General features: G+C 42.3%; 19 protein-coding genes and 1 riboswitch. Of the genes, 15 read left to right on the top strand and 4 right to left on the bottom strand.

Annotated features, from left to right (window positions below; translation table 11 throughout):
* Positions 1-184 precede the first annotated feature (184 nt).
* The 7 genes from AC1D0K_RS16690 (at position 185) to efp (ending at position 7,744) form a co-directional block, all read left to right on the top strand.
* Positions 185-1,426: an HD domain-containing protein gene (locus tag AC1D0K_RS16690; RefSeq protein WP_477441980.1), complete on the top strand. Its 1,242-nt coding sequence runs from the start codon at positions 185-187 to the stop codon at positions 1,424-1,426.
* Positions 1,427-1,542: 116 nt separating this feature from the next.
* A complete protein-coding gene (gene lpxD, locus AC1D0K_RS16685; protein ID WP_477393395.1) occupies positions 1,543-2,583 on the top strand; it encodes a UDP-3-O-(3-hydroxymyristoyl)glucosamine N-acyltransferase in 1,041 nt (346 codons plus the stop codon).
* A gap of 108 nt (positions 2,584-2,691) precedes the next feature.
* Complete coding sequence (locus tag AC1D0K_RS16680; RefSeq protein WP_477393397.1) at positions 2,692-4,098, top strand: bifunctional UDP-3-O-[3-hydroxymyristoyl] N-acetylglucosamine deacetylase/3-hydroxyacyl-ACP dehydratase; 1,407 nt, start codon at positions 2,692-2,694, stop codon at positions 4,096-4,098.
* Positions 4,095-4,880, top strand: coding sequence for an acyl-ACP--UDP-N-acetylglucosamine O-acyltransferase (gene lpxA / locus AC1D0K_RS16675; protein ID WP_295721786.1), 786 nt, complete (start codon positions 4,095-4,097; stop codon positions 4,878-4,880). The genes AC1D0K_RS16680 and lpxA overlap by 4 nt, the downstream gene beginning before the upstream one ends.
* Positions 4,881-4,993: 113 nt before the next feature.
* Positions 4,994-5,614: an ABC transporter ATP-binding protein gene (locus AC1D0K_RS16670; RefSeq protein ID WP_477393399.1), complete on the top strand. Its 621-nt coding sequence runs from the start codon at positions 4,994-4,996 to the stop codon at positions 5,612-5,614.
* Between the two features lie 166 nt (positions 5,615-5,780).
* Positions 5,781-6,824 carry an NAD(P)-dependent alcohol dehydrogenase gene (locus AC1D0K_RS16665; RefSeq protein WP_477393401.1) on the top strand — a complete coding sequence of 348 codons (1,044 nt, stop codon included), beginning with the start codon at positions 5,781-5,783 and terminating at the stop codon, positions 6,822-6,824.
* A gap of 356 nt (positions 6,825-7,180) precedes the next feature.
* Complete coding sequence (gene efp, locus AC1D0K_RS16660; RefSeq protein WP_295721780.1) at positions 7,181-7,744, top strand: elongation factor P; 564 nt, start codon at positions 7,181-7,183, stop codon at positions 7,742-7,744.
* A 147-nt stretch (positions 7,745-7,891) separates the two neighbouring features.
* Here the strand turns inward: efp and AC1D0K_RS16655 are convergent, their stop codons facing one another.
* The 3 genes from AC1D0K_RS16655 to AC1D0K_RS16645 form a co-directional block, all read right to left on the bottom strand.
* The gene (locus AC1D0K_RS16655) at positions 7,892-8,659 is read right to left on the bottom strand and encodes an exodeoxyribonuclease III (RefSeq protein ID WP_295721778.1); all 768 of its coding nucleotides are present in this window, start codon (positions 8,657-8,659) and stop codon (positions 7,892-7,894) included.
* Positions 8,660-8,720: 61 nt separating this feature from the next.
* Positions 8,721-9,434: a peptidylprolyl isomerase gene (locus tag AC1D0K_RS16650; protein WP_477393404.1), complete on the bottom strand. Its 714-nt coding sequence runs from the start codon at positions 9,432-9,434 to the stop codon at positions 8,721-8,723.
* A gap of 133 nt (positions 9,435-9,567) precedes the next feature.
* Positions 9,568-9,915 (bottom strand): hypothetical protein, encoded by a 348-nt coding sequence (locus AC1D0K_RS16645; RefSeq protein WP_295721774.1) that lies wholly within the window; start codon positions 9,913-9,915, stop codon positions 9,568-9,570.
* A gap of 265 nt (positions 9,916-10,180) precedes the next feature.
* Between AC1D0K_RS16645 and AC1D0K_RS16640 the strand changes: the two genes are divergently transcribed.
* The 8 genes from AC1D0K_RS16640 (at position 10,181) to metF (ending at position 22,317) form a co-directional block, all read left to right on the top strand.
* The gene (locus AC1D0K_RS16640) at positions 10,181-10,507 is read left to right on the top strand and encodes a hypothetical protein (RefSeq protein ID WP_295721772.1); all 327 of its coding nucleotides are present in this window, start codon (positions 10,181-10,183) and stop codon (positions 10,505-10,507) included.
* 77 nt (positions 10,508-10,584) lie between these two features.
* Positions 10,585-13,095, top strand: a complete 2,511-nt coding sequence (locus AC1D0K_RS16635; RefSeq protein ID WP_477393407.1) for a TonB-dependent receptor — start codon at positions 10,585-10,587, stop codon at positions 13,093-13,095.
* Positions 13,096-13,323: 228 nt separating this feature from the next.
* On the top strand, positions 13,324-13,740 hold the full coding sequence (tsaE, locus tag AC1D0K_RS16630) for a tRNA (adenosine(37)-N6)-threonylcarbamoyltransferase complex ATPase subunit type 1 TsaE (RefSeq protein ID WP_477393409.1): 417 nt from the start codon (positions 13,324-13,326) through the stop codon (positions 13,738-13,740).
* Between the two features lie 56 nt (positions 13,741-13,796).
* Positions 13,797-15,023: an alanine dehydrogenase gene (locus AC1D0K_RS16625; RefSeq protein ID WP_295721765.1), complete on the top strand. Its 1,227-nt coding sequence runs from the start codon at positions 13,797-13,799 to the stop codon at positions 15,021-15,023.
* Between the two features lie 276 nt (positions 15,024-15,299).
* The gene (locus tag AC1D0K_RS16620) at positions 15,300-16,283 is read left to right on the top strand and encodes a YihY/virulence factor BrkB family protein (RefSeq protein WP_295721762.1); all 984 of its coding nucleotides are present in this window, start codon (positions 15,300-15,302) and stop codon (positions 16,281-16,283) included.
* 114 nt (positions 16,284-16,397) lie between these two features.
* Entirely contained in the window at positions 16,398-17,129 is a 732-nt protein-coding gene (locus tag AC1D0K_RS16615) for a Bax inhibitor-1/YccA family protein (RefSeq protein WP_477393412.1), read from the top strand.
* Positions 17,130-17,263: 134 nt separating this feature from the next.
* Positions 17,264-17,374: riboswitch (SAM riboswitch) on the top strand.
* 161 nt (positions 17,375-17,535) lie between these two features.
* The gene (metH, locus tag AC1D0K_RS16610; protein ID WP_477393414.1) at positions 17,536-21,210 is read left to right on the top strand and encodes a methionine synthase; all 3,675 of its coding nucleotides are present in this window, start codon (positions 17,536-17,538) and stop codon (positions 21,208-21,210) included.
* 150 nt (positions 21,211-21,360) lie between these two features.
* The gene (gene metF / locus AC1D0K_RS16605) at positions 21,361-22,317 is read left to right on the top strand and encodes a methylenetetrahydrofolate reductase [NAD(P)H] (protein ID WP_477393416.1); all 957 of its coding nucleotides are present in this window, start codon (positions 21,361-21,363) and stop codon (positions 22,315-22,317) included.
* Positions 22,318-22,377: 60 nt separating this feature from the next.
* Here metF and AC1D0K_RS16600 read toward each other — a convergent pair whose 3' ends face one another.
* Positions 22,378-23,109 carry a DUF6794 domain-containing protein gene (locus AC1D0K_RS16600; RefSeq protein WP_477393418.1) on the bottom strand — a complete coding sequence of 244 codons (732 nt, stop codon included), beginning with the start codon at positions 23,107-23,109 and terminating at the stop codon, positions 22,378-22,380.
* Positions 23,110-23,157 lie beyond the last annotated feature (48 nt).

Genomic DNA, 23,157 nt, shown 5'->3' with positions numbered 1-23,157 from the left:
CCATTAAAGTAAAATTCAAATAATTCTTTAATTCGATGAGTTACGGTTCAGACGTTTCTGATTCAGACAATAAAACCTCAAAGGGACGGTTTTGTTGTCACTGAGTAAAGGTATTAACAAAATTTAACAAACATCGGGCGCTTATTTTACCTTTGTTTTACATTTTTGCACTTTATTGATCCCATTGAATAAAAAGAAAATAATAAACGATCCGGTTTACGGTTTTATCAGCATCCCAACAGAGCTGATATTCGACCTGATTGAGCATCCTTACTTTCAAAGATTAAGGTATATCAAGCAATTGGGAATGACACACCTGGTATATCCCGGCGCGCTGCATACGCGTTTCCATCATGCGCTGGGTGCAATGTACCTTATGGATATGGCTATTGAAACCTTGCGTAACAAGGGCCACAATATTAGCGATGAGGAAGAGGAAGCGGTTACCATTGCTATATTATTGCATGATATTGGTCATGGTCCGTTCTCGCACGCGCTGGAGCGTACTATTATTGAAGGCATTGATCATGAGGATATATCATCAATGCTCATGAATAAACTCAACGAGCAATTTGGCGGGCGTTTAACCATGGCTATCAGTATTTTTAATGATACTTTCCCTCGTAGGTTTCTGCATCAGATGGTATCAAGCCAGTTGGATATGGATAGGCTGGATTACCTTAACCGCGACAGTTTTTTTACAGGTGTATCAGAAGGTGTGATCAGCTCAGAGCGGATCATTAAAATGCTGAACGTTAAGGACGATCTTATAGTGGTAGATGCTAAAGGTATTTATTCGATAGAAAAATTCCTGATTGCCCGCCGACTGATGTACTGGCAGGTTTACCTGCACAAAGCAGTGGTTGCCGGCGAAGAATTACTGGTAAAAATTTTTAAACGCTGCCGTGAGCTTACCTTAAAGGGCGAGGATCTGTTTGCCACACCCGCTTTAAAGCATTTTATTAAAGGCCACATCAGCAGGGATGCTTTCATGAACGAAGATCATCACCTGGATACTTTTGCGGGTTTGGATGATACCGATATTATGGCCGCGGTAAAGGTTTGGGCCGGGCATCATGATTTTATATTATCAACCCTATCACAAAACCTGATACAGCGTAAATTGTATCAGGTAGATATCAGCAACAAACGCCCGGATAAGGCCTTTGTAAGTTCGCTCATTAAAAAAGCGATGCAAAAATATAGCGTAAGTGAGCAGGATGCTGGCTACTTTGTTTTCACTACATCCATACGTAATAATGCCTACACTGCCGGCGATGGCAATATTGGCATATTGATGAAGGATGGTCATGTACATGATATTACCACCGCAAGCGATAACTCAAATTTAGAGGCATTAGCTAAAACGGTAAAAAAATATATACTTTGCTATAGTAAGGAGTTAATTGAAGTATCAAGTAGTTAGTATCAAGTATCAAGATTTTGGGGCGCTTCAATGCAGCTATCTTGATACTAACTACTTGATACTTGATACTCACAATTAATTATTTGCTGCTTTAATTTTAACATTTAAATTTGTCGATGCAATTTACTGCCCAGGATATAAGTTTTCTTCTTAACGGAACTGTTGAAGGTGATCCTTCGGTAACCGTTCATCAACTGTCCAAAATCGAAGAAGGCACTTCCGGCAGTCTTTCTTTTTTGGCCAATCCTAAGTATGAGCAGTACTTATATACTACAAACGCATCGGTAGTTATTATAAATAATGATTTGCAGCTAACCGGACCTGTTACTGCTACCCTGATCAGGGTGGAGAATGCTTACAGTTCATTTTCGGTTCTGCTGGAAAAATATAATACCTTCAAGCTCAATAAAAAAGGCATCGAACAGCCCTGCTTTATCCACCCATCTGCACAAATTGGCGCCGAACCCTATATAGGTGCGTTTGCCTACATTGGGCTTAACGCCAAAATTGGCGACAATTGTAAAATATACCCCAATGTTAACATTGCTGATAATGTAACCATTGGAAACAACGTTACCTTGTTCTCGGGTGTTACCGTTTATTTTGATTGCGTGATAGGTAATAACGTTGTGGTGCACTCAGGCGCGGTGATTGGTAGTGATGGCTTCGGCTTTGCCCCCAATCCCGATGGTACCTATACCAAAGTTGCCCAAATCGGTAACGTGATTTTGGAAGATGATGTGGAGGTGGGATCAAACACTACCATTGACAGAGCCACTATGGGGTCAACAGTGATACGCAAGGGCGTAAAGCTGGATAACCTGATACAGATAGCCCATAATGTAGAGATTGGGGCTAATACAGTAATTGCGGCCCAAACAGGCATATCAGGCAGTACTAAGGTTGGCGAAAACGTAATTATGGGCGGCCAGGTGGGTTTAGTTGGTCACATCAGCATAGCAAACCGTACGCAGGTACAGGCCCAATCGGGTATCAGCCGCGACATTACCGAAGAGGGTAAAAAATGGGCCGGCAGTCCGGCTGCACCATACAACGCCAATATGCGTTCAAATGTGGTCATAAACCGCCTGCCCGAGTTGGAGAAAAGAATAAACGAATTAGAAAAAATAATTATCGAATTAAAGAAGGGGCAATAGTTCGGTAAACGTTCACTGGTTCACTGGTTCATTGGTCTTTTCTGATGGCAATAATGAACTATTCACCAATGAACTAATGAACAAATGAACCAATGAACGCTACAAAAAATGAATGTAAAACAAAGAACCATTAAAACACCTGTTTCGGTTTCGGGCACCGGCCTACATACCGGTCAAAGGGTAACCATGACATTTAACCCTGCACCCGAAAATCACGGCTATAAATTCAGGAGGGTTGATATGCCCGGTTCGCCTATAATTGACGCGGATGTTGATAATGTGACAGATACATCACGCGGTACTACTATTTCACAAAACGGTGCTACGGTAAATACAGTGGAGCACGTACTTGCTGCATTAGTAGGTTTAGAGGTTGATAATGTACTAATTGATATGGATGGGCCCGAAACGCCTATCATGGATGGCAGTTCGATACAGTTTGTTGATGTAATACTGGAAACCGGCCTGGTTGAACAGGAAGCAGACCGCGAATATTACCACATCCCTTATAATATTCATTACTCTGAGCCCGACCGCAAAGTAGAAATGGTGGCCATGCCTTTGGATGATTACCGTTTTACCTGTATGGTTGACTATAACTCGCAGGTGTTGGGAAGTCAGCACGCCAGTATATCTACTATAAGTGAGTTTAAAAAGGAAATTGCATCGTGCCGTACCTTTTGCTTCCTGCATGAGTTAGAGATGTTGGTAAAGCATGATTTAATTAAAGGTGGCGATCTTAACAACGCCATTGTGGTTGTTGATAAAGAAGTGGACGAAGAAGAGCTTGCCCACCTTGCCAAACTATTTAACCGTAAAGATATTAATGTAGCCCCGCAGGGAATTCTTAATAATATTGAATTACGCCACCAGAATGAGCCTGCAAGGCACAAGCTGCTGGATATGATAGGCGATTTGGCCCTGGTTGGTGTGCCGCTTAAAGGGCACATTATGGCTGCCCGCCCCGGCCATGCTGCTAATGTGGCCTTTGCAAAAAAAATAAAAACATTAATTAAAAAAGAAAAAAGCCGCAAGCAGGTTAAAGTGTATGATCCTAATGCCAAGCCTGTATTTGATACGGTTGAAATTATGGGTATGCTACCGCACAGGCAGCCTTTTTTAATGATAGATAAAATATTAGAATTGACCAAAAGCCATGTTGTGGGCATGAAAAATGTAACCATCAACGAGGAGTTTTTTAAAGGTCATTTCCCGGGCGCCCCTATATTTCCGGGTGTGCTTCAAATTGAGGGTATGGTACAAACCGGGGGTATTCTGGTTTTAAATACGGTACCCGATCCAGAAAATTATTTGACCCTGTTTTTGAAGATAGAAAATGCCCGCTTTAAAAGTAAAGTAGTACCTGGCGACACTATTATTTATATTTGCGATCTGCTGGCCCCTATCAGACGAGGTATTGCGACTATGAAGGGCGTAGGTATGGTTGGCGACAGAGTTGTTGTTGAAGCTGAATTAATGGCACAAATTGTAAAAGTAAAAGGAACAGAAGTATGATCCAGCCTTTAGCATATATACACCCACAGGCTAAAATAGCCGATAATGTGGTGATTGAACCTTTTGTTACTATCCATAAAGATGTTGAAATTGGCGAGGGTACCTGGATAGGCTCCAACTCGGTTATCATGGATGGCGCCCGTATAGGGAAAAACTGCCGTATATTTCCGGGAGCCGTAGTATCTGCGCCACCCCAGGATTTGAAATATAAAGGCGAGCAAAGCACTGTTTCTATAGGTGATAATACAACCATTCGTGAGTGTGTAACACTTAACCGTGGTACTGCTTTGGATAAAAATACCACCACCATTGGCAGTAATTGCCTGCTGATGGCATATGTGCACGTAGCGCATGATTGTGTTATCGGCGATAATGTGATTATTGCAAATGCGGTACAATTGGCAGGGCATATCAATATATATGATTACGCCTTTATTGGCGGATCATCAGCCGTTCACCAGTTTGTTGAAATTGGTGCGCATAGCATGATCTCCGGCGGATCGTTGGTACGTAAGGATGTGCCGCCGTTTACCAAAGCTGGTCGGGAGCCATTATCATACGTTGGTATCAACTCGGTTGGTTTGCGCCGCAGAGGGTTTTCTGCTGCTACTATCAATGAAATCCAGGAGATCTATCGTATCCTGTTCCTCAAAAAATATAATGTAAGTAAGGCCCTTGATATCATCGAAGCTGAGTTTACACCAAGTGTGGAACGCGATGAGATCATCAACTTCCTGCAAAATTCGCAGAGAGGTATCATGAAAGGTTTTGGGAATAGCTAAATTGTCTGAATCAGAATTTACAGGATTTTTGAATTAACAGAATCCTGTAAATTTGTTCAACATTCTCTATTCTGCCCATTCTATAATTCTGTAAATTCTGATTCAGACTACTCATGACCATCACCCTAAATAATATTGGCCGCCGCTTTAACCGCGATTGGATTTTCAGGGGGATACACCATACGTTTACCAGCGGTGAATCATATGCCATACTTGGGCCAAATGGTTCGGGAAAATCTACCTTGCTACAGATTTTAAATGGCAGTCTTTCCCCGTCAATTGGTACTATTGACTTTACATTCCAGGAAAAACAGATCGAGATTGATCAAGTATTTCAATATTTAAGCCTTGCCGCCCCATACCTGGAAGTAATTGAGGAATTTACGCTTAGTGAAATGGTTGATTTTCATTTCAAGTTTAAAACTTACAAAGAGGGTGTTGATAAAAAGCACCTGATCAATTTGCTAAACCTGCCCAAAAGCGAGCATAAGCTTATTAAATATTTTTCATCGGGCATGAAACAGCGCCTTAAGCTGATCCTGGCTTTTTGTGCCGATACCCCCATGCTGATGCTCGATGAACCAACCTCCAACCTTGATCATCAGGGGGTGGATTGGTATTTAAGCCTGGTTGAACAGTTTGCAACAGGTCGCCTCACTATCATCTGCTCAAACCAGGAACATGAGTATGGTTTTTGTAAACAACGGCTGAGCATATCTGATTACAAGAGTTAGATTTGATACGGAAGTTAAAATCAGTCTTGTCGAAGTTTTGATCTATTCTATTTCCCTCCACATGCTATTGTCATAATTCAGCAACTTCCGGGCGAAATCTGAAATCTCACAGCTAATATCTCATATCTATTCCCGTATCTTTAGTTACTAAAACAAAAAACTACTTATGATACCAGTAAAAGGATATGCAGCACAATCACCTACTTCGGACCTCGCCCCATGGGATTTTGAGCGACGTGAAGTTGGTGCGCATGATGTGCAATTTGATATTTTATTTTGTGGCGTTTGCCATAGTGACCTTCACCAGATAAAGAATGACTGGTTTCCCGGGATCTTCCCGATGGTGCCGGGACATGAAATTGTTGGGCGGGTGGTTAAAGTTGGCGATCATGTTAAAAAATTTAAAGTTGGCGACCTTGCCGGTACCGGCTGCCTGGTTGATTCATGCAGGATATGTGAAAACTGTAAAGAGGATCTGGAGCAATATTGCTTAAATGGCAGTTCGCAAACCTACAACGGCCTGGAGCAGGATCATAAAACACCTACCTACGGCGGTTACTCCAACAGTATTGTTGTTAATGAAGATTTTGTACTTCATATTTCTGATAAACTTGACCTTGCCGCCACCGCGCCATTGTTATGCGCCGGTATCACCACCTACTCACCGCTTAGGCACTGGAAAGTTGGAAAAGGCCATAAGCTTGCAGTTTTAGGTTTGGGCGGATTAGGCCACATGGGCGTTAAGTTTGGTGTAGCCTTTGGTGCCGAAGTTACCGTTTTAAGTACTTCGCCAAGCAAGGAAGCAGATGCTAAAGCATTGGGAGCACATCATTTTGTGGTAACCAGCGATCCTAAACAGATTGAAGCCGCTAAAAACTCATTCGATTTTATATTGGATACTGTTTCTGCACCACATGATTTTAACATGTACCTGTCTTTATTAAGAACCAATGGTGTACATATTTGCGTAGGGGTGCCACCAGAACCGGCCAGCATCGAGGCATTCAGTTTATTGGGTGGCCGTAAAAGCCTTGCCGGATCTGGAATTGGAGGCTTAGCCGAAACCCAGGAAATGCTTGATTTTTGTGCCGAACACAACATCGTATCCGATATTGAAATGATTGATATCAAAGATATCAGCACTGCCTATGAACGTATGCAAAAAGGTGATGTACGGTATCGTTTCGTAATTGATATTGCTACGCTGTAGGTTTTTGATATTATAGATATATCCTACATGTGATGTGTTGACTAAAATTTTTGTCATCCTGAGGAACGAAGGATCTGCTCCGCTATGCTTCTTCGCTCTGTAGAGCTTGCGAATAGATCCTTCGTTCCTCAGGATGACAAACTTTTTAAAACGGCAATTCTCCTTCAAAGTCCCCGTGATTTTATAACTCAATAACGTTTTATAAAGGTTTACCAATAACCCCATTGTCCTTATTCCTTGCTCCTTTTATCTTTATTCCTATCCCTAACCGCCTGATTATCTCCTCCATAAAAATCTAACCTCTCATATTCCACATCTCATATCTAATTCCTAATTTTGCGCCTCAATATTATTTTATGGCCAAAGCATCAGATGTTAAAAATGGAAATGTGCTTCGCTTTAATGGCGAATTAGTGCAGGTAGAGGAATTTTTACACCGTACACCAGGTAACTTGCGTGCATTTTACCAGGCTCGTATGCGTAATGTAAAATCAGGAAAATTGGTTGAATACCGTTTTCGTACCGACGAGGAGGTTGATATTGCCCGTGTTGAAACCAGTGATTATCAATATTTATATGACGAGGGCGATTCATTAGTAGTAATGGATAACACCACTTATGATCAACATAGCATACCTAAAAAATTATTTGGCCCCGCGGTTAAATTCTTAAAAGAAGGTATGAACGTAATAGTAGCTTTTGAAAGCGAAGAACCTATCATGGGTTCTATCCCAGGATCTGCCGAACTGGAAATTACTTACACCGAGCCAGCCGTTAAAGGCGATACCTCAACAGGCGCCCTTAAAAACGCGACCGTTGAAACCGGTGCCGAGATCCGCGTACCATTATTCATCAATATTGGTGATAAGGTTAAGGTTGATACAGCAACCGGCGCATATGTAGAAAGAGTAAAGGGGTAAGCCCCTGGCCCCCTGAAGTGGGAGTTTTTTGTTAAGCATATAAAAAAGGAGGGTTTGTTAAAAACAAACCCTCCTTTTTTTGTCTCTTGGTGTGATGCCGAACTTGAAATAAGCCCTATAAGCTCCCCCTTCAGGGGGCCGGGGGGCCTAAAACTCCAGCTCCAGCAAAACCGGGCAATGGTCCGAGTGTTTGGCTTCGGGTAATATAGCGGCTCTTTTAATGTTGTTTTCCAGCTCGGTACTGGCCATGGTATAATCAATACGCCAGCCCAGGTTTTTGCCTCTTGCGCCGGCCCTGAAACTCCACCAGGTATAATTATGCGGTTCTTTATTCAGATGGCGGAAGGTATCAATAAAACCACCTTCGATGAATTTCTCCATCCACTCGCGCTCTTCGGGTAAAAAGCCTGATGAGTTGGCGTTTGATTTTGGATTATGAATGTCAATTGGGCGGTGGCAAATGTTGTAATCGCCGCATACTACCAGTTTAGGGTGATCTACCTTTAACAAGGTAAGGTATTTGCCAAACTCATCTAAAAAGCGATACTTAAATACCTGGCGTTCATCGCCGCTTGAGCCCGACGGGAAGTATACACTCATTACCGATACTTCATCAAAATCAACGCGGATGCAACGACCTTCGCGGTCAAAATCTGGTATGCCGCAGCCATATTCAATATGTTTTGGCGTTTGTTTGCAGAAGATAGCGGTACCACTATACCCCTTTTTTTCGGCCGGGAACCAGTAGTGTTTGTAGCCCAACTGATCTACCAGCCCAAGGTCGGTAAGTACATCGGGAGTAGCTTTAATTTCCTGCAGGCAAACTACATCGGCATCGGTAGCCTGTAGCCAGGCCAGCCAGTTTTTGCTTATTGCAGATCGGATACCATTAACGTTATAAGTGATTATTTTCATTTCGGATTTGGAATGTTCGATTTGGGATTTAACAATTGCAGAATTCATGCAATTGAAATTTTCAGTGGGTTGGAGGACTTAAAAGTTTATCTAATTGGTTGCATTGCTTTTTGCTCAAAACCTCCACGGTCATGGGTACATCTTCCAGCGGGCGGTCATTTTTATCTTTCTTCACGGCAGCAATATGGTCAACCATGTCAATGCCAGATACTACCTCGCCATAAACAGTATAGCCATGATCTAATTGGGCGGTGCCGCCTACTGTTTTGTAATATTCACGCTGCCAGGCAGGTATTTTGTATCCTTTTAAGCGACCGTTTTCCAGCGAATCCATTTTAGCGTCGCTAAGGCGTTTGCCCTCCACAATATAAAACTGGCACCCGCTTGATGCTTTTTTAGGATTATCATCACGGGCTGCTGCAAGTACCCCACGCTTATGGAACAAACTATCTCTAAACTCGGCCGGTACAGTGTAACCAACATCCCCATTACCCAGTTCGGCGCCGGGTTTTGCTTTATTGGGATCTTTAGAGTCGGGGTCGCCACCCTGGATCATGAAATTCTGGATCACCCTGTGAAATAGCACGCCATTATAAAACCCTTTTTTTGCAAGTTTTATAAAGTTATCGCGGTGTAGAGGAGTTTCATTGTACAAGCGGATGATGACACTGCCGTAACCGGTACTGATGCGTACATATTGGTTTTTAGGGGGCTTGGCAAATGCTGTGGCTGTAAGGGTTAGTAATAACAGTGTTATTGTAAAAAGCTTTTTCATTGGCTGAAGCAGAGTTTGAAATTCAGGAAACATACATCATGTTACCCGACGCAAGTTTTTTCGAATGTATGAATTTATAGAAATTTAAAGAATAGGCAATTTAACAAACTGCAACCCGATTCAAACCTGGTAGTTAAACTACTCCCTGCTCCTCAAAATAACTAATTATTAATGATTTCAAGAGCATTTCCTGCTCAAGCAACGTGTAGTTGGGGATAACTTTTATCAGTTTCCAATGCGGCCAGCCATCCTGATCAAGTCCTTCCAGTTCATAAAAGCCCATCATACTCATCAGCTTGCAATTGGCTATATGCATCAACTCTTCTTTTTGGCGTTTGCTAAACTTTCGCGGTCCCTGGCCAAGTTCCTGCACACCAATTAAAAACAGTATTACCTTTATATCGGGTTTTTCGTTATCAAAATCTTCAGCAATGCGTTCCTGCAGTGCAGTCCACTTTAAATTAATTTCAGCAGGTTTCATATGGGCAAAGATAGGGTTAGTTCATGGTTGATACTTCATGGATCATGGCGAAATGTTAATAACATGATGTAAACACATAAAGCTACTGTAAACTAATACCTATAAACATCCTGATAGTTAATGAGTGATGCCCCAATAATCACGACTTAGGCTGCCTTGATCCATGAACTATCCACTACCAACTTATCACAATTGTTACAATGTTGCATTAATTATGTGGTTTTATTGCTTATTTTTGTGCCGCACCTTAAAAAAGGTTGTAAGTGTGAAGAAAAATAAATCAAATATTATTTATTCGTGGCTGTTGCTCATCTGCTTTATTGCAGGTCAGTATATGGTTTATTCGCACCAGCACCAGCTTATAAAAGGCATCTCCAAAACAGAACTGGTAACAAACAGCCATCCGCAGCAAACCGTGAAGGAGAAATGCGATATGTGCGATGCCATGCACCACAATTTTGCAGTAATTGATACCCCTTTATATGCAACTCCACAACTTGCAGTAATGCATGTTTTTAAACCTTGCGACTATGATTTTGTAAGCATGTCGCTTGTGCTTGCAGCCGGCAGGGCTCCTCCTGTAATTTCGTAACAAATCTATTCTGTTAGAATTTTTTACAAACTGAGCCGTTTTAAAGGCGGTATTTATTGATCCACAATTTATTCGTTATGAAATTAAAGCTAATTAGCTTCTTAATATTGCTGTTTATAGGTTTTACTTATTTGGCACATGCCACCACTATAACTACTAAAAATACGCCGGAAGATGTTATCGGAACCCTATCGGGCATCATTACAGATAAAGCCGATGGCAAGCCTATTATAGGTGCTACAATCACTATTCCCGATCTGCGAAAAGGTGCAATCACCGATGCAAACGGGAAGTACGTTTTTAACAACATACCTAAAGGTATTTACCTTGTACAGGTAAGTTACATCGGTTATTCAACGCTCAACCAAAGGGTTGATTTTTCCAAAACCACCGTATTTGATGTAAAGCTGCAAACTTCATCTGTTGAGGCCGGCGAGGTTATAATTACCGGTGTAAGTAAAGCCACCGAAATAAAGCGTAGCCCTGTGCCTATGTTAGCCGTGGGGAAAACTTATTTAGATCAGCGCGCTGCTTCTGGTAATATTATTGATCAGATAGCTACCCTGCCGGGCGTAAGCGCCGTTACCACCGGGCCAAACGTATCAAAACCTTTTATCCATGGCCTTGGCTATAATCGGGTTATCACGCTGATGGATGGCATTCGCCAGGAAGGGCAGCAATGGGGCGATGAGCACGGTATTGAGGTAGATCAAAATTCTGTTGATCGTGTTGAGGTAATTAAAGGGCCTGCCAGTTTAACCTATGGCTCTGATGCTATTGGTGGGGTTGTTAACTTAATATCACCATCACCAGTTCCCGAAGGTACAATAGCAGGTTCTGTGCAAGGAATTTATGGCACTAACCAGGGTTTATTGAACGGATCATTCAGACTTCAGGGCAATCAAAATGGTTTTGTTTGGGGAACGGTAGTATCTGCCAAAGAAGGAAAAAACTACCAGAACCAGCATGATGGTCGCGTTTACGGCACCAACTATAAAGAAAAAGATGCCCGTATTATGTTAGGGCTAAATAAATCATGGGGTACATCATATTTGCATGCATCTGTTTTTGATGATGAGCAATCCATCCCTGATGGTAGCCGCGATTCAATTACCCGGCAGTTTACCCGCCAGATTACCGAGGATGATGCCTCCCGGCCTATCGTTCCGCAATCGGTGTTAAACTCGTATACTATCCCTACGTTGCACCAGCATGTGCAGCTTTACCGCATCTATAACAATAGTAACTTTAGATTGGGCGATGGAAACCTGGTTGTAAACCTGGGTTATCAATACAGTCACAGGCGCGAATACACCCATCCCGAAGCTGGTGATGTTGCCGGGTTAAACCTTCATTTAACTACTTATACCTATGATGTTAAATACAATTTCAGTATCGGCAATGATTATGAAACCACTTTTGGCATTAATGGGCAGTATCAAAATAACACTATCGGCGATGCTACAGATTTTCCAATCCCGGCCTATCACCAGTTTGATGTAGGTCCGTTTTTTGTAGTGAAGAAAAGCTACGGAAAGCTTGATCTGTCATTAGGTGCAAGGTATGATAACCGGTCATTTAGCAGTAGTGCTGCCTATGTTGATAGTTTGGGCAGCAACGGATTTCCTCAATTATACACAGGAGCAAATCCAACCACTACACCAAATGTTACCAACCAGTTTGAAGCCTTTAGTAAAACCTTCAGGGGCGCATCAGGCAGCTTTGGGGCCACCTATAACGTATCTAATGCATTCCTGGTAAAAGGTAATATTTCAAGGGGCTTCCGGGCGCCAAGTATTGCCGAGATCTCGGCCAACGGACCAGATCCGGGTTCGCAGATCTATCACATCGGTGATAAAAACTTTAAACCCGAATTCAGTGTACAGGAAGACCTTGGCACCTTTTTAACACTCCCGAATATATCGGCCAGTGTGGAGGTGTTTAATAACGATATCTCCAACTACATTTACCAGCAGCAGGTTTTAAATCCTGATGGAAGCCCGGTTTATACACAAGGTTATACCACATTTACTTATGTGCAAAGTAAAGCGCGTATTTACGGTGGCGAGGTGAATGTAGATTTGCACCCTATACCATGGCTGCATTTTGAAAACGCGCTAAGTTTAACTTATGGCGAAAATAAGGGCAACGGCGGCCCGGTGGCCGACAGCTTAAAATACCTGCCGTTTATACCCCCGTTGCACACCCACTCTGAACTGCGCGGAACATTTAACGGTGGTTTTGGCGACTTTAAAAGCCTGTATGTTTTTGTAGGCTTTGATCACTACAGTGCCCAAAACCGTTACTTTGCAGCCTACGGTACCGAGACTGCTACGCCAGGTTATAACCTGCTAAGCGCCGGCTTTGGTGGCAACATTGTAAACAAAGCAGGGCAACCGGTTATTAAATTGTTTATTGAGGGTACCAACCTTGCAAATGTTAACTATCAATCAAACATGAGCAGGTTAAAATATTTTGATAACGCAACAGTGCCTGCAGGTGTACGCCCGGGTATATTTAATATGGGTCGTAATATCAGCTTTAAGGTTGTGGTGCCGTTTGGATTTAATACGGGTAAGAAATCATAAGATAGTCAAATCAACATTTATTGAAGCCTCATCGAATGTATTTCTGATGGGGCTTTTTATTGGCTAAATTATTTTGAGTATTTTTGATAATCCTATGAGGAAGAACACTAACACACCCGTCATTGCGAGGCACGAAGCAATCCCAAACTATACAGGGCAAGCTTGCAAAGCCGATTTGCATGGTGGGGATTGCTTCGTGCCTCGCAATGACGTTTTTAATATTCAACCGTGCAGCTAATCATTCCATCTATATCAAATTTACCCAACGCCGCCAAAGCTATTATTGAGCACGCGGCAAACAGCAGGATCTTTCTTTTTTATGGCGATATGGGTGCGGGTAAAACCACACTTATTAAAGAACTATGCAAGGGCTTAGGCACAACGGATACGGTGACCAGTCCTACATTTTCTATTGTTAACGAGTATCATACTGCAAAAGGTAAAATATATCATTTTGATTTTTATCGGCTTAAGAACCAAACTGAAGCTCTTGATATGGGTTATGAAGAATACTTTTATGACGGTGCTTATTGTTTTATTGAGTGGCCGGAGAAAATACCAGACCTGCTGCCACAGCATTACTCCAACATTAGCCTAAAGGTTTTGGATGATGGAGCGAGGCAGATAGACATTGAAATTATTTAGTTTTATGATAAGTCGTTTTTTCTTATCTTCATCAGCCAGAAAAATAACACACACAAATGAGTTCAGGGATATACAGCGGGTTTTCGGATGTTGCCAAACAGGCAATGATGCAACCGCAGGAGTCGATGCTGGAGGTTAAAAGCAAAAAAAACAAACTATTTATCGGCATCCCCAAGGAAATTTCCTTCCAGGAAAACAGGATTCCGCTTACACCACTTTCGGTAGCGTTATTGGTAAATAACGGGCATCATGTAATGCTGGAAAGTAATGCCGGGCAGGCCGCTAATTTTAGCGACAAGGATTACAGCGAGCAGGGAGCTCATATTGTATATGATACCAAAGCTGTTTATGAGGCGGATATCATCATAAAAATCGCTCCTCCTATGAAGCAGGAGATTGAAATGATGAAGCCCGGACAGATACTGATTTCGGCCCTGCAAATGGCAACACTTAAAGCAGATTGCCTGCATGCCCTCATCAATAAAAAAATAACCGCGCTATGCTTTGAGCATTTGCGCGATGAAGGAGGCTCTCTTAGCGTGGTAAGGGCCATGAGCGAGATTGTGGGCGCTACATCCATATTAATTGCGGCCGAATATTTAAGTAACGTTTTTGAAGGTAAAGGCCTGATGCTGGGAGGCATTACCGGCGTGCCGCCAACAGAGATCGTGATACTGGGTGCCGGTACTGTGGGTGAATATGCCGCGCGCACCGCTATATCATTAGGTGCCGAGGTAAAGGTTTTTGACCCATCAATATACAAGCTGCGCCGTTTGCAAAACAATATTGGCAGCCGGGTTTTTACCTCTGTAGTGCAGCCAATAGTATTGGAAAAGGCGATTACTACATGCGATGTGGCTATTGGGGCCATGCGCGCGGAGGATGGCCGCAGTCCCTGCATTATATCAGAAACAACCGTTAGCCGCATGAAGCGCGATTCGGTAATTATTGATGTAAGTATTGACCAGGGAGGCTGCTTTGAAACATCCGAAGTTACCAATCATACTCACCCGGTGTTTCGCAAATATGATGTGATCCATTATTGTGTGCCCAATATAGCTTCAAGAGTTGCCCGTACGGCCACCTATGCGCTTACCAATATTTTTGCTCCTATCCTGCTGGATATTGGCGAACACGGAGGTATCAAGAATGTGATATGGCAAAAATCGGGAGTGCGTAATGCTGTTTATATTTACCAGGGCCATCTTACAAACAAACACATCGGCGAACGTTTCGGCATCCCATGTAAAGATCTTGATTTGCTTATTGTATCAAACCGGTAAACTTTGTCGGCTTGCTGCCTTGTTGCTTTTAATTGTAAACAACAACGCCCAGGCACAATACTACAAGTATATTGACAGCCCCCGGATATGCAAACGCATGGTTTCACCGTACTAAAAAGTGAATGGTGGAATGATGATTTTGGCGAATGGCCTGATTGCCAGCCGCCCGATACCCCTTTTACAGCTTTGTAATTGGAATTTTAATCACCATTTGCTTAAAGGCATTAAAATTGCTTTGCAATATGGGTTTAAGCAGTATAATTAAAAAAATAAGGAATGAGTTTTTTAAGCAAGGAATATTTAACACAGCTTTGGAAGGTTTTAGTGGCAACCTTTTCAGGCTTTAGTAGTGATAATGGTTTAAAATTAAGTGCATCGTTGGCTTACTATACTGTGTTTTCCATAGCCCCCTTGCTTATCATCATTATATCGGTAGCGGGTTTGGTTTTCGGGCAGGATGCAGCTACCGACCGATTGTATCCACAAATTGCCCATTATGTGGGCTCAGGGGCAGCTTTACAAATCCAGGATATATTAAAGCACCTGGCGCTTTCGGGCAAATCGGGATTGGCGGTAATAATTGGTGTAATTACCCTGTTATTAGGCGCAAGCAGCATTTTTGTTGAGATACAGGATTCATTGAACACCATTTGGCGGGTAAAAGCCAAGCCAAAACGCGGCTGGGTTCAACTGCTCAAAAATCGATTTGTATCTTTTTCACTAATTATAAGCCTTGGTTTTTTGCTTTTAGCTACACTTGCAGTAAATATTATACTTGATGCCTTGAAGGATAAAATACAACATTTTATCCCCGTTGTAACAGGATTACTGTTAAAAGGAATTAACCTGGCTATCACTGTCATCGTAATTACTACTTTGTTTGGCATCATCTTTAAGTTTTTGCCCGATGTAAAAATCAAGTGGAAAGATGTACGGTCTGGCGCTTTTTTTACGTCGTTGCTTTTTATGCTTGGTCAGTATATGATTAGTCTGTATATTCAATATACGGCTCAGGGTTCTGCTTACGGAGCTGCAGGCTCCATCATTGTTATTTTGGTTTGGATCTATTATACATCGGCTATATTATACATCGGCGCCGAGTTTACCCAGGTATATGCCGAGGCCATTGGCAGCCGTATTGAACCGGCAGATTACGCGGTTTCTGTTCAACAAACCGAGGTTGAAAGAGAAGTGAAAAATCTTCCCCCACAAAATCCGCAATTGCAGGGGCATTTGAAAAAGGATGTACTGAAGAAATAATCGGTCGCGTGGAGTTAACTGGTTTAGGTCCTGATCTCTTGACTCTCCACAAACAATCTTCACATGATATTCACTTATTATTCGTAAATTCGTATAAGAATTATTTATAAAAAAATGGAAACTAAAGATCCTGAATACGTTTACAAAAACGTAATACAATTAACAGAAGACGATGCATCCCGTAAATATTTGGGCAAAGTATTTGCATGGATGTTTATAGCATTAGGCATTTCTGCTTTTTTCGCTTTCGAATTCTTCATTAACCCCAGCCTGATGAACCTGATTGTTGACCAGGAAAGAGGTGGATTTTCAACTTTAGGGTATGTTGCCATATTTGCACCGGTTGCTTTTTCATTTATTATAAGCTTCGGTCTTAATAGGTTATCTTATCCGGTTGTTTTATTCCTGTTTATTGCCTATGCTTCTTCGGTGGGCATAAGCCTCAGCATTTTTGGCCTTATTTATACGGCAACATCAATATTCACCATATTTATTTGTGCCGCGGTAGTTTTTGGTATAATGGCCGTTGCCGGATATTTTACAACTATGGATTTAACTAAATTTGGCTCGATTTTAACCATCATATTTTTCGGTGCGTTTGCAGTAGGTATGGTTAATTTCCTTTTACATAGCCCACAAATTAGCTATGTACTTAGCTTTGTATTTGTTGTATTGATGGTTGGTTTAACCGCTTACTACATGCAAATGCTGAAAAGAATTGGTGCCGGACTTGAGTATGGAAGCGCAGAGTCAAAAAAACTAGTAATTATGGGTGCATTTGTGCTTTATACTACGTTTATAAACTTGTTTACATCGATGATGCGTTTATTCGGCAGCAGAAGATAATAAACCCGTAAAACATTTATTATTAAAAGCTGCCTGCAAAGGCGGCTTTTTTTGTATGCGTAAATTTACTTAGCGTACAGATACGTGAAGATATACACTATTGCATTTTACCGCATTATTATGCACCTTTGCAATGCTTATGGAGAAAGACGGAGGGATTAGACCCTGCGATGTCTTAGCAACCTGTGCTTCACAAGGTGCTACATTCTACTCAGCCAGCCGCACGGCCCTGGGAAAGATAAGCGAAAGTCAAAATAACACCCGACTTTTCGAAATAAGTTTTTTAAGTATCAAGTAGTTAGTATCAGGTATCAAGACATTTTTTTGCTTGTATCATGACCTAATTAAAATCAAGAACCGGAATTTGCCGTACTTGATACTTGATACTAATTACTTGATACTATCAATGGATATTAGAAAAGAATTAGAAAAACGCATCCTTGTGATCGACGGTGCTATGGGCACCATGATACAGCGGTACCAGCTTACCGAGAAGGATTTTCGTGGGGAAAGATTTAAAGATCACAATAGTGACCTGCAGGGGAATAATGACCTTTTGAATATCACACGCCCGGATATCATTAAGGCCATCCATGCCGAATATTTGGATGCCGGCGCGGATATCATCGAGACAAATACTTTTAGCACTCAAATAATTTCCCTTGCTGATTATAAGCTGGAAGAACTGGCCTACGAGCTGAGCTATGAAGGTGCACGCCTTGCCCGCGAAGTTGCTGGTGAGTACAATATAAAAACGCCGGATAAACCACGTTTTGTGGCTGGGGCTGTTGGGCCAACCAACCGTACCGCTTCCCTTTCGCCCGATGTTAATGATCCGGGTTACCGGGCGGTTACTTTTGATGATCTGGCCGATGCTTATTACGACCAGGTTCGCGGCCTGGTTGATGGCGGATCGGACTTGTTACTGGTTGAAACCATATTTGATACCCTGAATGCCAAGGCCGCTTTGTTTGCCATCAACCGTTATGCAAATGAATCTGGCAAGCATCTGCCTGTCATGATCTCGGGTACTATTACCGATGCTTCCGGGCGTACATTATCGGGGCAAACTGTTGAGGCTTTCTGGAATTCTATCCGCCATGCCAACCTGCTTTCGGTAGGTTTAAACTGTGCTTTAGGTGCAAGGGAAATGCGCCCGCACCTTGCAGAACTTTCTGAAAAAGCCGATGTATATATATCAGCTTATCCAAACGCCGGCTTGCCGAATGAGTTTGGTCAGTATGACGAAACTGCTCATGAAACTGCTCACCAGGTTGATGATTTTATCAAAGCCGGGCTGGTTAATATCGTAGGTGGTTGTTGTGGTACTACGCCGGAGCACATCAAATGTATTGCCGAGCGGGCATCTAAGCACCCACCCCGGAGAATCCCGGAAGTAGAGCCTGATCTTCGCCTGAGTGGTTTAGAGGCCGTTACCATAAAGCCCGAAAGCATTTTTGTAAACGTAGGTGAGCGTACCAATATCACCGGATCGCCAAAATTCTCCAAACTAATATTAGCCGAGGATTATGAAGCCGCTTTGGCTGTGGCCCTACAACAGGTTGAGGGCGGTGCCCAGGTGATTGATATCAACATGGATGAGGGGATGATTGATTCGGAAGCGGTGATGGTTAAATTCCTGAACCTGGTTGCCTCCGAACCCGATATTGCCAAATTGCCCATCATGATTGATTCATCTAAATGGACGGTTATTGAGGCTGGCTTAAAATGTATCCAGGGTAAGGGTATCGTAAACTCTATCTCCCTTAAAGAGGGCGAAGAAAAGTTTATTGAGTATGCCCGCAAAATATTAAGCTACGGCGCCGCTGCCGTGGTGATGGCTTTTGACGAAACAGGTCAGGCAGATTCATTACAGCGTCGGATTGAAATTTGTAAACGCTCATACGATATATTGGTTGATGTGGTTGGTTTCCCTCCACAGGATATTATTTTCGACCCTAATATATTAACTGTTGCTACCGGCCTGGAAGAACACAACAACTACGCCGTTGATTTTATTGAAGCTACCCGCTGGATAAAACAAAACCTGCCTCACGCCAAAGTAAGCGGCGGGGTGAGTAATATTTCATTCTCTTTTAGGGGAAACAATGTTGTGCGCGAGGCTATGCACTCGGCATTTTTGTATCATGCTATTAAAGCGGGTATGGATATGGGTATCGTAAACGCCGGGATGCTGGAAGTTTATGAAGAGATTGATAAAACCCTGCTTGAACTGGTGGAGGATGTATTGCTTAACCGCCGTGATGATTCTACCGAGCGCCTTGTAGAATATGCCGATACCATCAAAAGTAAAGGTAAAGAGATTGTACGCGATGAAGAATGGCGTAAACAACCAGTTGCCAAACGTTTATCGCACGCGTTAGTTAAAGGGATCATCGAATACCTTGATGATGATGTTGAAGAGGCACGCCAGGCTTATGATAAACCCCTGGAGGTAATTGAAGGCCCGCTAATGGACGGTATGAACATCGTTGGTGATCTGTTCGGTGCCGGTAAAATGTTTCTGCCGCAGGTGGTAAAATCGGCCCGTGTAATGAAAAAGGCGGTGGCTTACCTGTTGCCTTTCATTGAAGAGGAAAAGAAAAACAATGCCAATGCAGATCAGCGTGCAAATGCGGGTAAGGTACTCATGGCTACCGTAAAGGGCGATGTGCACGATATTGGTAAAAATATAGTAGGCGTAGTTTTGGCCTGTAATAACTTTGAGGTAATTGACCTGGGCGTAATGGTGCCGGCACAAAGGATCATCGAGGAAGCAAAAAAACAAAACGTAGATATTATCGGCCTTAGCGGATTGATCACTCCATCACTTGATGAGATGGTGCATTTTGCCAAAGAGATGGAACGTGAGGGCTTTACTATTCCGTTGATTATTGGCGGGGCTACTACATCACGTATTCATGCTGCAGTAAAGGTTGACCCTCATTATTCGGGTGCTGCTATACATGTATTGGATGCATCGCGTAGTGTTACTGTTTGCAGCAGTTTGATGAACCGCGAAAATCGTGATGCTTACATTAAAAATATTAAAGACGAGTATGCCAAATCGCGCGAAGCGCATTTGAATAAAAAATCTGACAAGCGGTTTGTTACCATTGATCAGGCCAGGCAGTCAAAATTTCAGATCAGTCTGGATGGTGATATTGCGCCTAAGCCAACGTTTACCGGTACCAAAGTATTGGAGTCGTACCCGCTGGAAGAGCTTGTTCCTTATATCGACTGGACACCTTTTTTCCATACCTGGGAATTGCGCGGCAGCTACCCTAAAATATTTGCGGATAAATTTGTGGGCGATGAAGCCAAAAAACTTTTTGATGATGCACAGGAGCTGTTGAAGAAAATTGTAGATCAAAAACTATTGCAGGCTAATGGCGTAATAGGTTTTTGGCCTGCTAACAGCGATGGTGATGATATTGAATTGTATACAGATGAAAGCAGAACGCAATTGCTAACCCGTATTCATACGCTTCGCCAGCAGGCCGAAAAGGTAAAGGGCGATCCTTATTATGCGTTATCAGATTTTATCGCGCCAAAAGAAAGTGGGGTTCCCGATTATTTTGGTGGGTTCGCGGTAACTACAGGCATTGGCTGCGATGAGATGGTAGCCGAATTTGAGGCCGACCATGACGATTATAACAGCATTATGGCCAAAGCCCTTGCCGACCGCCTTGCCGAAGCCTTTGCTGAGAAAATGCATGAACTGGTACGTAAGGAATACTGGGGCTACTCTAAAGGAGAAAAATTAAGCACCGAAGACCTGATTAAAGAAGATTACCAAGGTATCCGCCCGGCACCGGGCTATCCCGCGTGTCCGGATCATACGGAAAAAACAACCTTGTTTGAATTGTTAAAAGCAGAAGATGCCGCCAAAATGCACCTGACTGAAAGCCTGGCGATGACCCCGGCTGCATCGGTAAGCGGTTTCTATTTCGCGCATCCGCAGGCCAGGTATTTTGGACTTGGCAAGATCAGCAAGGACCAGATTGAGGATTACGCGGTCAGGAAAAACATGGATCTCGAAACGGTTGAACGCTGGTTAGGTCCGAATATAAATTATTAAGATCACAAATATAAAACGACATACAGGCATATAAACCCGTCATTGCGAGGTACGAAGCAATCCCCGATAAGCAGAGCCACTCTGTAAAGTTAGGAGATTGCTTCGTACCTCGCAATGACGGGTGAGGAGAGCCCAGCAACCCGAACCACAATGAAGATAACGGAACATATAAAAAACGCAAACGGTAAAACACTATTCTCTTTCGAGCTGATTCCACCGTTGAAAGGTCAGAGCATCGAGGGCATCTACAATGCTATTGATCCGTTGATGGAATTTAAACCACCGTTTATTGATGTTACTTCGCTGCGCGAGGATTTTATTTATAAGGAGCACGATAATGGTTTGCTGGAGAAACTGAGCTATCGCAAACGCCCGGGCACTATTGCTATTTGTGCGGCCATTATGAATAAGTATAAGGTTGATACCGTTCCGCATTTGTTGTGTGGTGGTTTTACCAAGGATGAAACCGAGAATGGTTTGGTTGATCTGCAATTTTTGGGTATCGAAAATGTGCTGGTACTTCGCGGAGATGCAAGACGTGGAGACGCTTCTTTTGTACCTACCCCAAACGGACACAACTACGCTACCGACCTGCTGCAACAGGTAGTGAACATGAACAATGGTGTTTACCTGCATGAACATAATAATGACAGCCTTAAAACCGATTTCTGTATCGGGATTGCAGGTTACCCCGAAAAACATTTTGAAGCCCCAAACCTCAAAACCGATTTTAAATACCTGAAACAAAAGGTAGATATGGGCGCAAATTTCATTGTAACCCAAATGTTTTTTGACAACCAAAAGTATTTCGACTTTGTAAACAACTGCCGCGCCAATGGTATTACAGTACCTATTATACCGGGCTTAAAACCGGTTACCACATCAAAGCAATTGATCAACCTGGCCAAAACATTCCATATTGATATGCCGGAGGATTTGTGCGATGCGGTAAATGGTTGCAAATCAGAAAAAGATGTGAAGGATATTGGCGTAGAATGGATGATAAACCAATGCCGCGAGCTGATAGCCTTTGGTGTACCTGTACTGCACTTTTATACAATGAGCAACGCCGGGCCAACTAAGCGAATTGCGGAAGCGATATTTTAGTAGATAGGTTAAAATATAATTCCTTTAGCAAGGATCTCCTATAATATAGGGCAAATAATACTATCGAATTTTTAATCCAGAAAGTGAAAAGTCTGTCGTGTCACCGACTTTTACCTCTTTTAAAAAGATTTTGGTGTCTTTACGATTCATGTTCGTTATCCGGACTTTAAAGAAGACATTTGACTTACTATTTATGAAATACTTTTCTACTATTGTCGCTTTTATTAGTAGATCATTTTTTGGATTAAATGTCCATTCGCTAGTTGGACATCCATACTGAACCGCGTTTTTACTGTTGTCGCTATTATCAACAGGCATATAAATGGTAACAATTCTTCCGGTTTTATACTTGTTGTAAATCAAAACTGCATTTTTTGTTGCTTTGTCTTCACAGTCCATTATTGTATTCCAGTAAGCCTTGCAATTTTCAACTTGTGTGTGGAGATTGATTTTCTTATTATTCAAACTTCTATGTAAAGAAGTTAAAATTATTGAAGATATATCATCTGCGCTGTGAATTCCTAATGAGGAAAAAAAATTTGTCAAAATCGTATCGCGGTTTCCTCTAATCCAGGTGTTTCTAATCCATAATCCCGTTCCAAAAGAATGCAACTCTACAACTGCCTTGTTTTCGGGTTTTGCTCTGAAATCTTCTAGTTTTTTCTTCGACCAATGTTGCTTAAAATAGGAAATAGCATCATCTAAATTACGAGGTAATCTGTCCTGGGCATAGGTGCTTGTAAAATTGATTATGCACACAAAAATTAATAATGTCGTGATTATTAGTTTCATTTGCACGAGACGTATAGTTCTATCTGAATTAAAACTCATAGATTATTT

It is taken from the genome of Mucilaginibacter sp. P1_A3 (assembly GCF_056406855.1).
The sequence above is the reverse complement of the archived record's forward strand: the minus strand, read 5'-3'. Positions and strand labels throughout refer to the sequence as shown.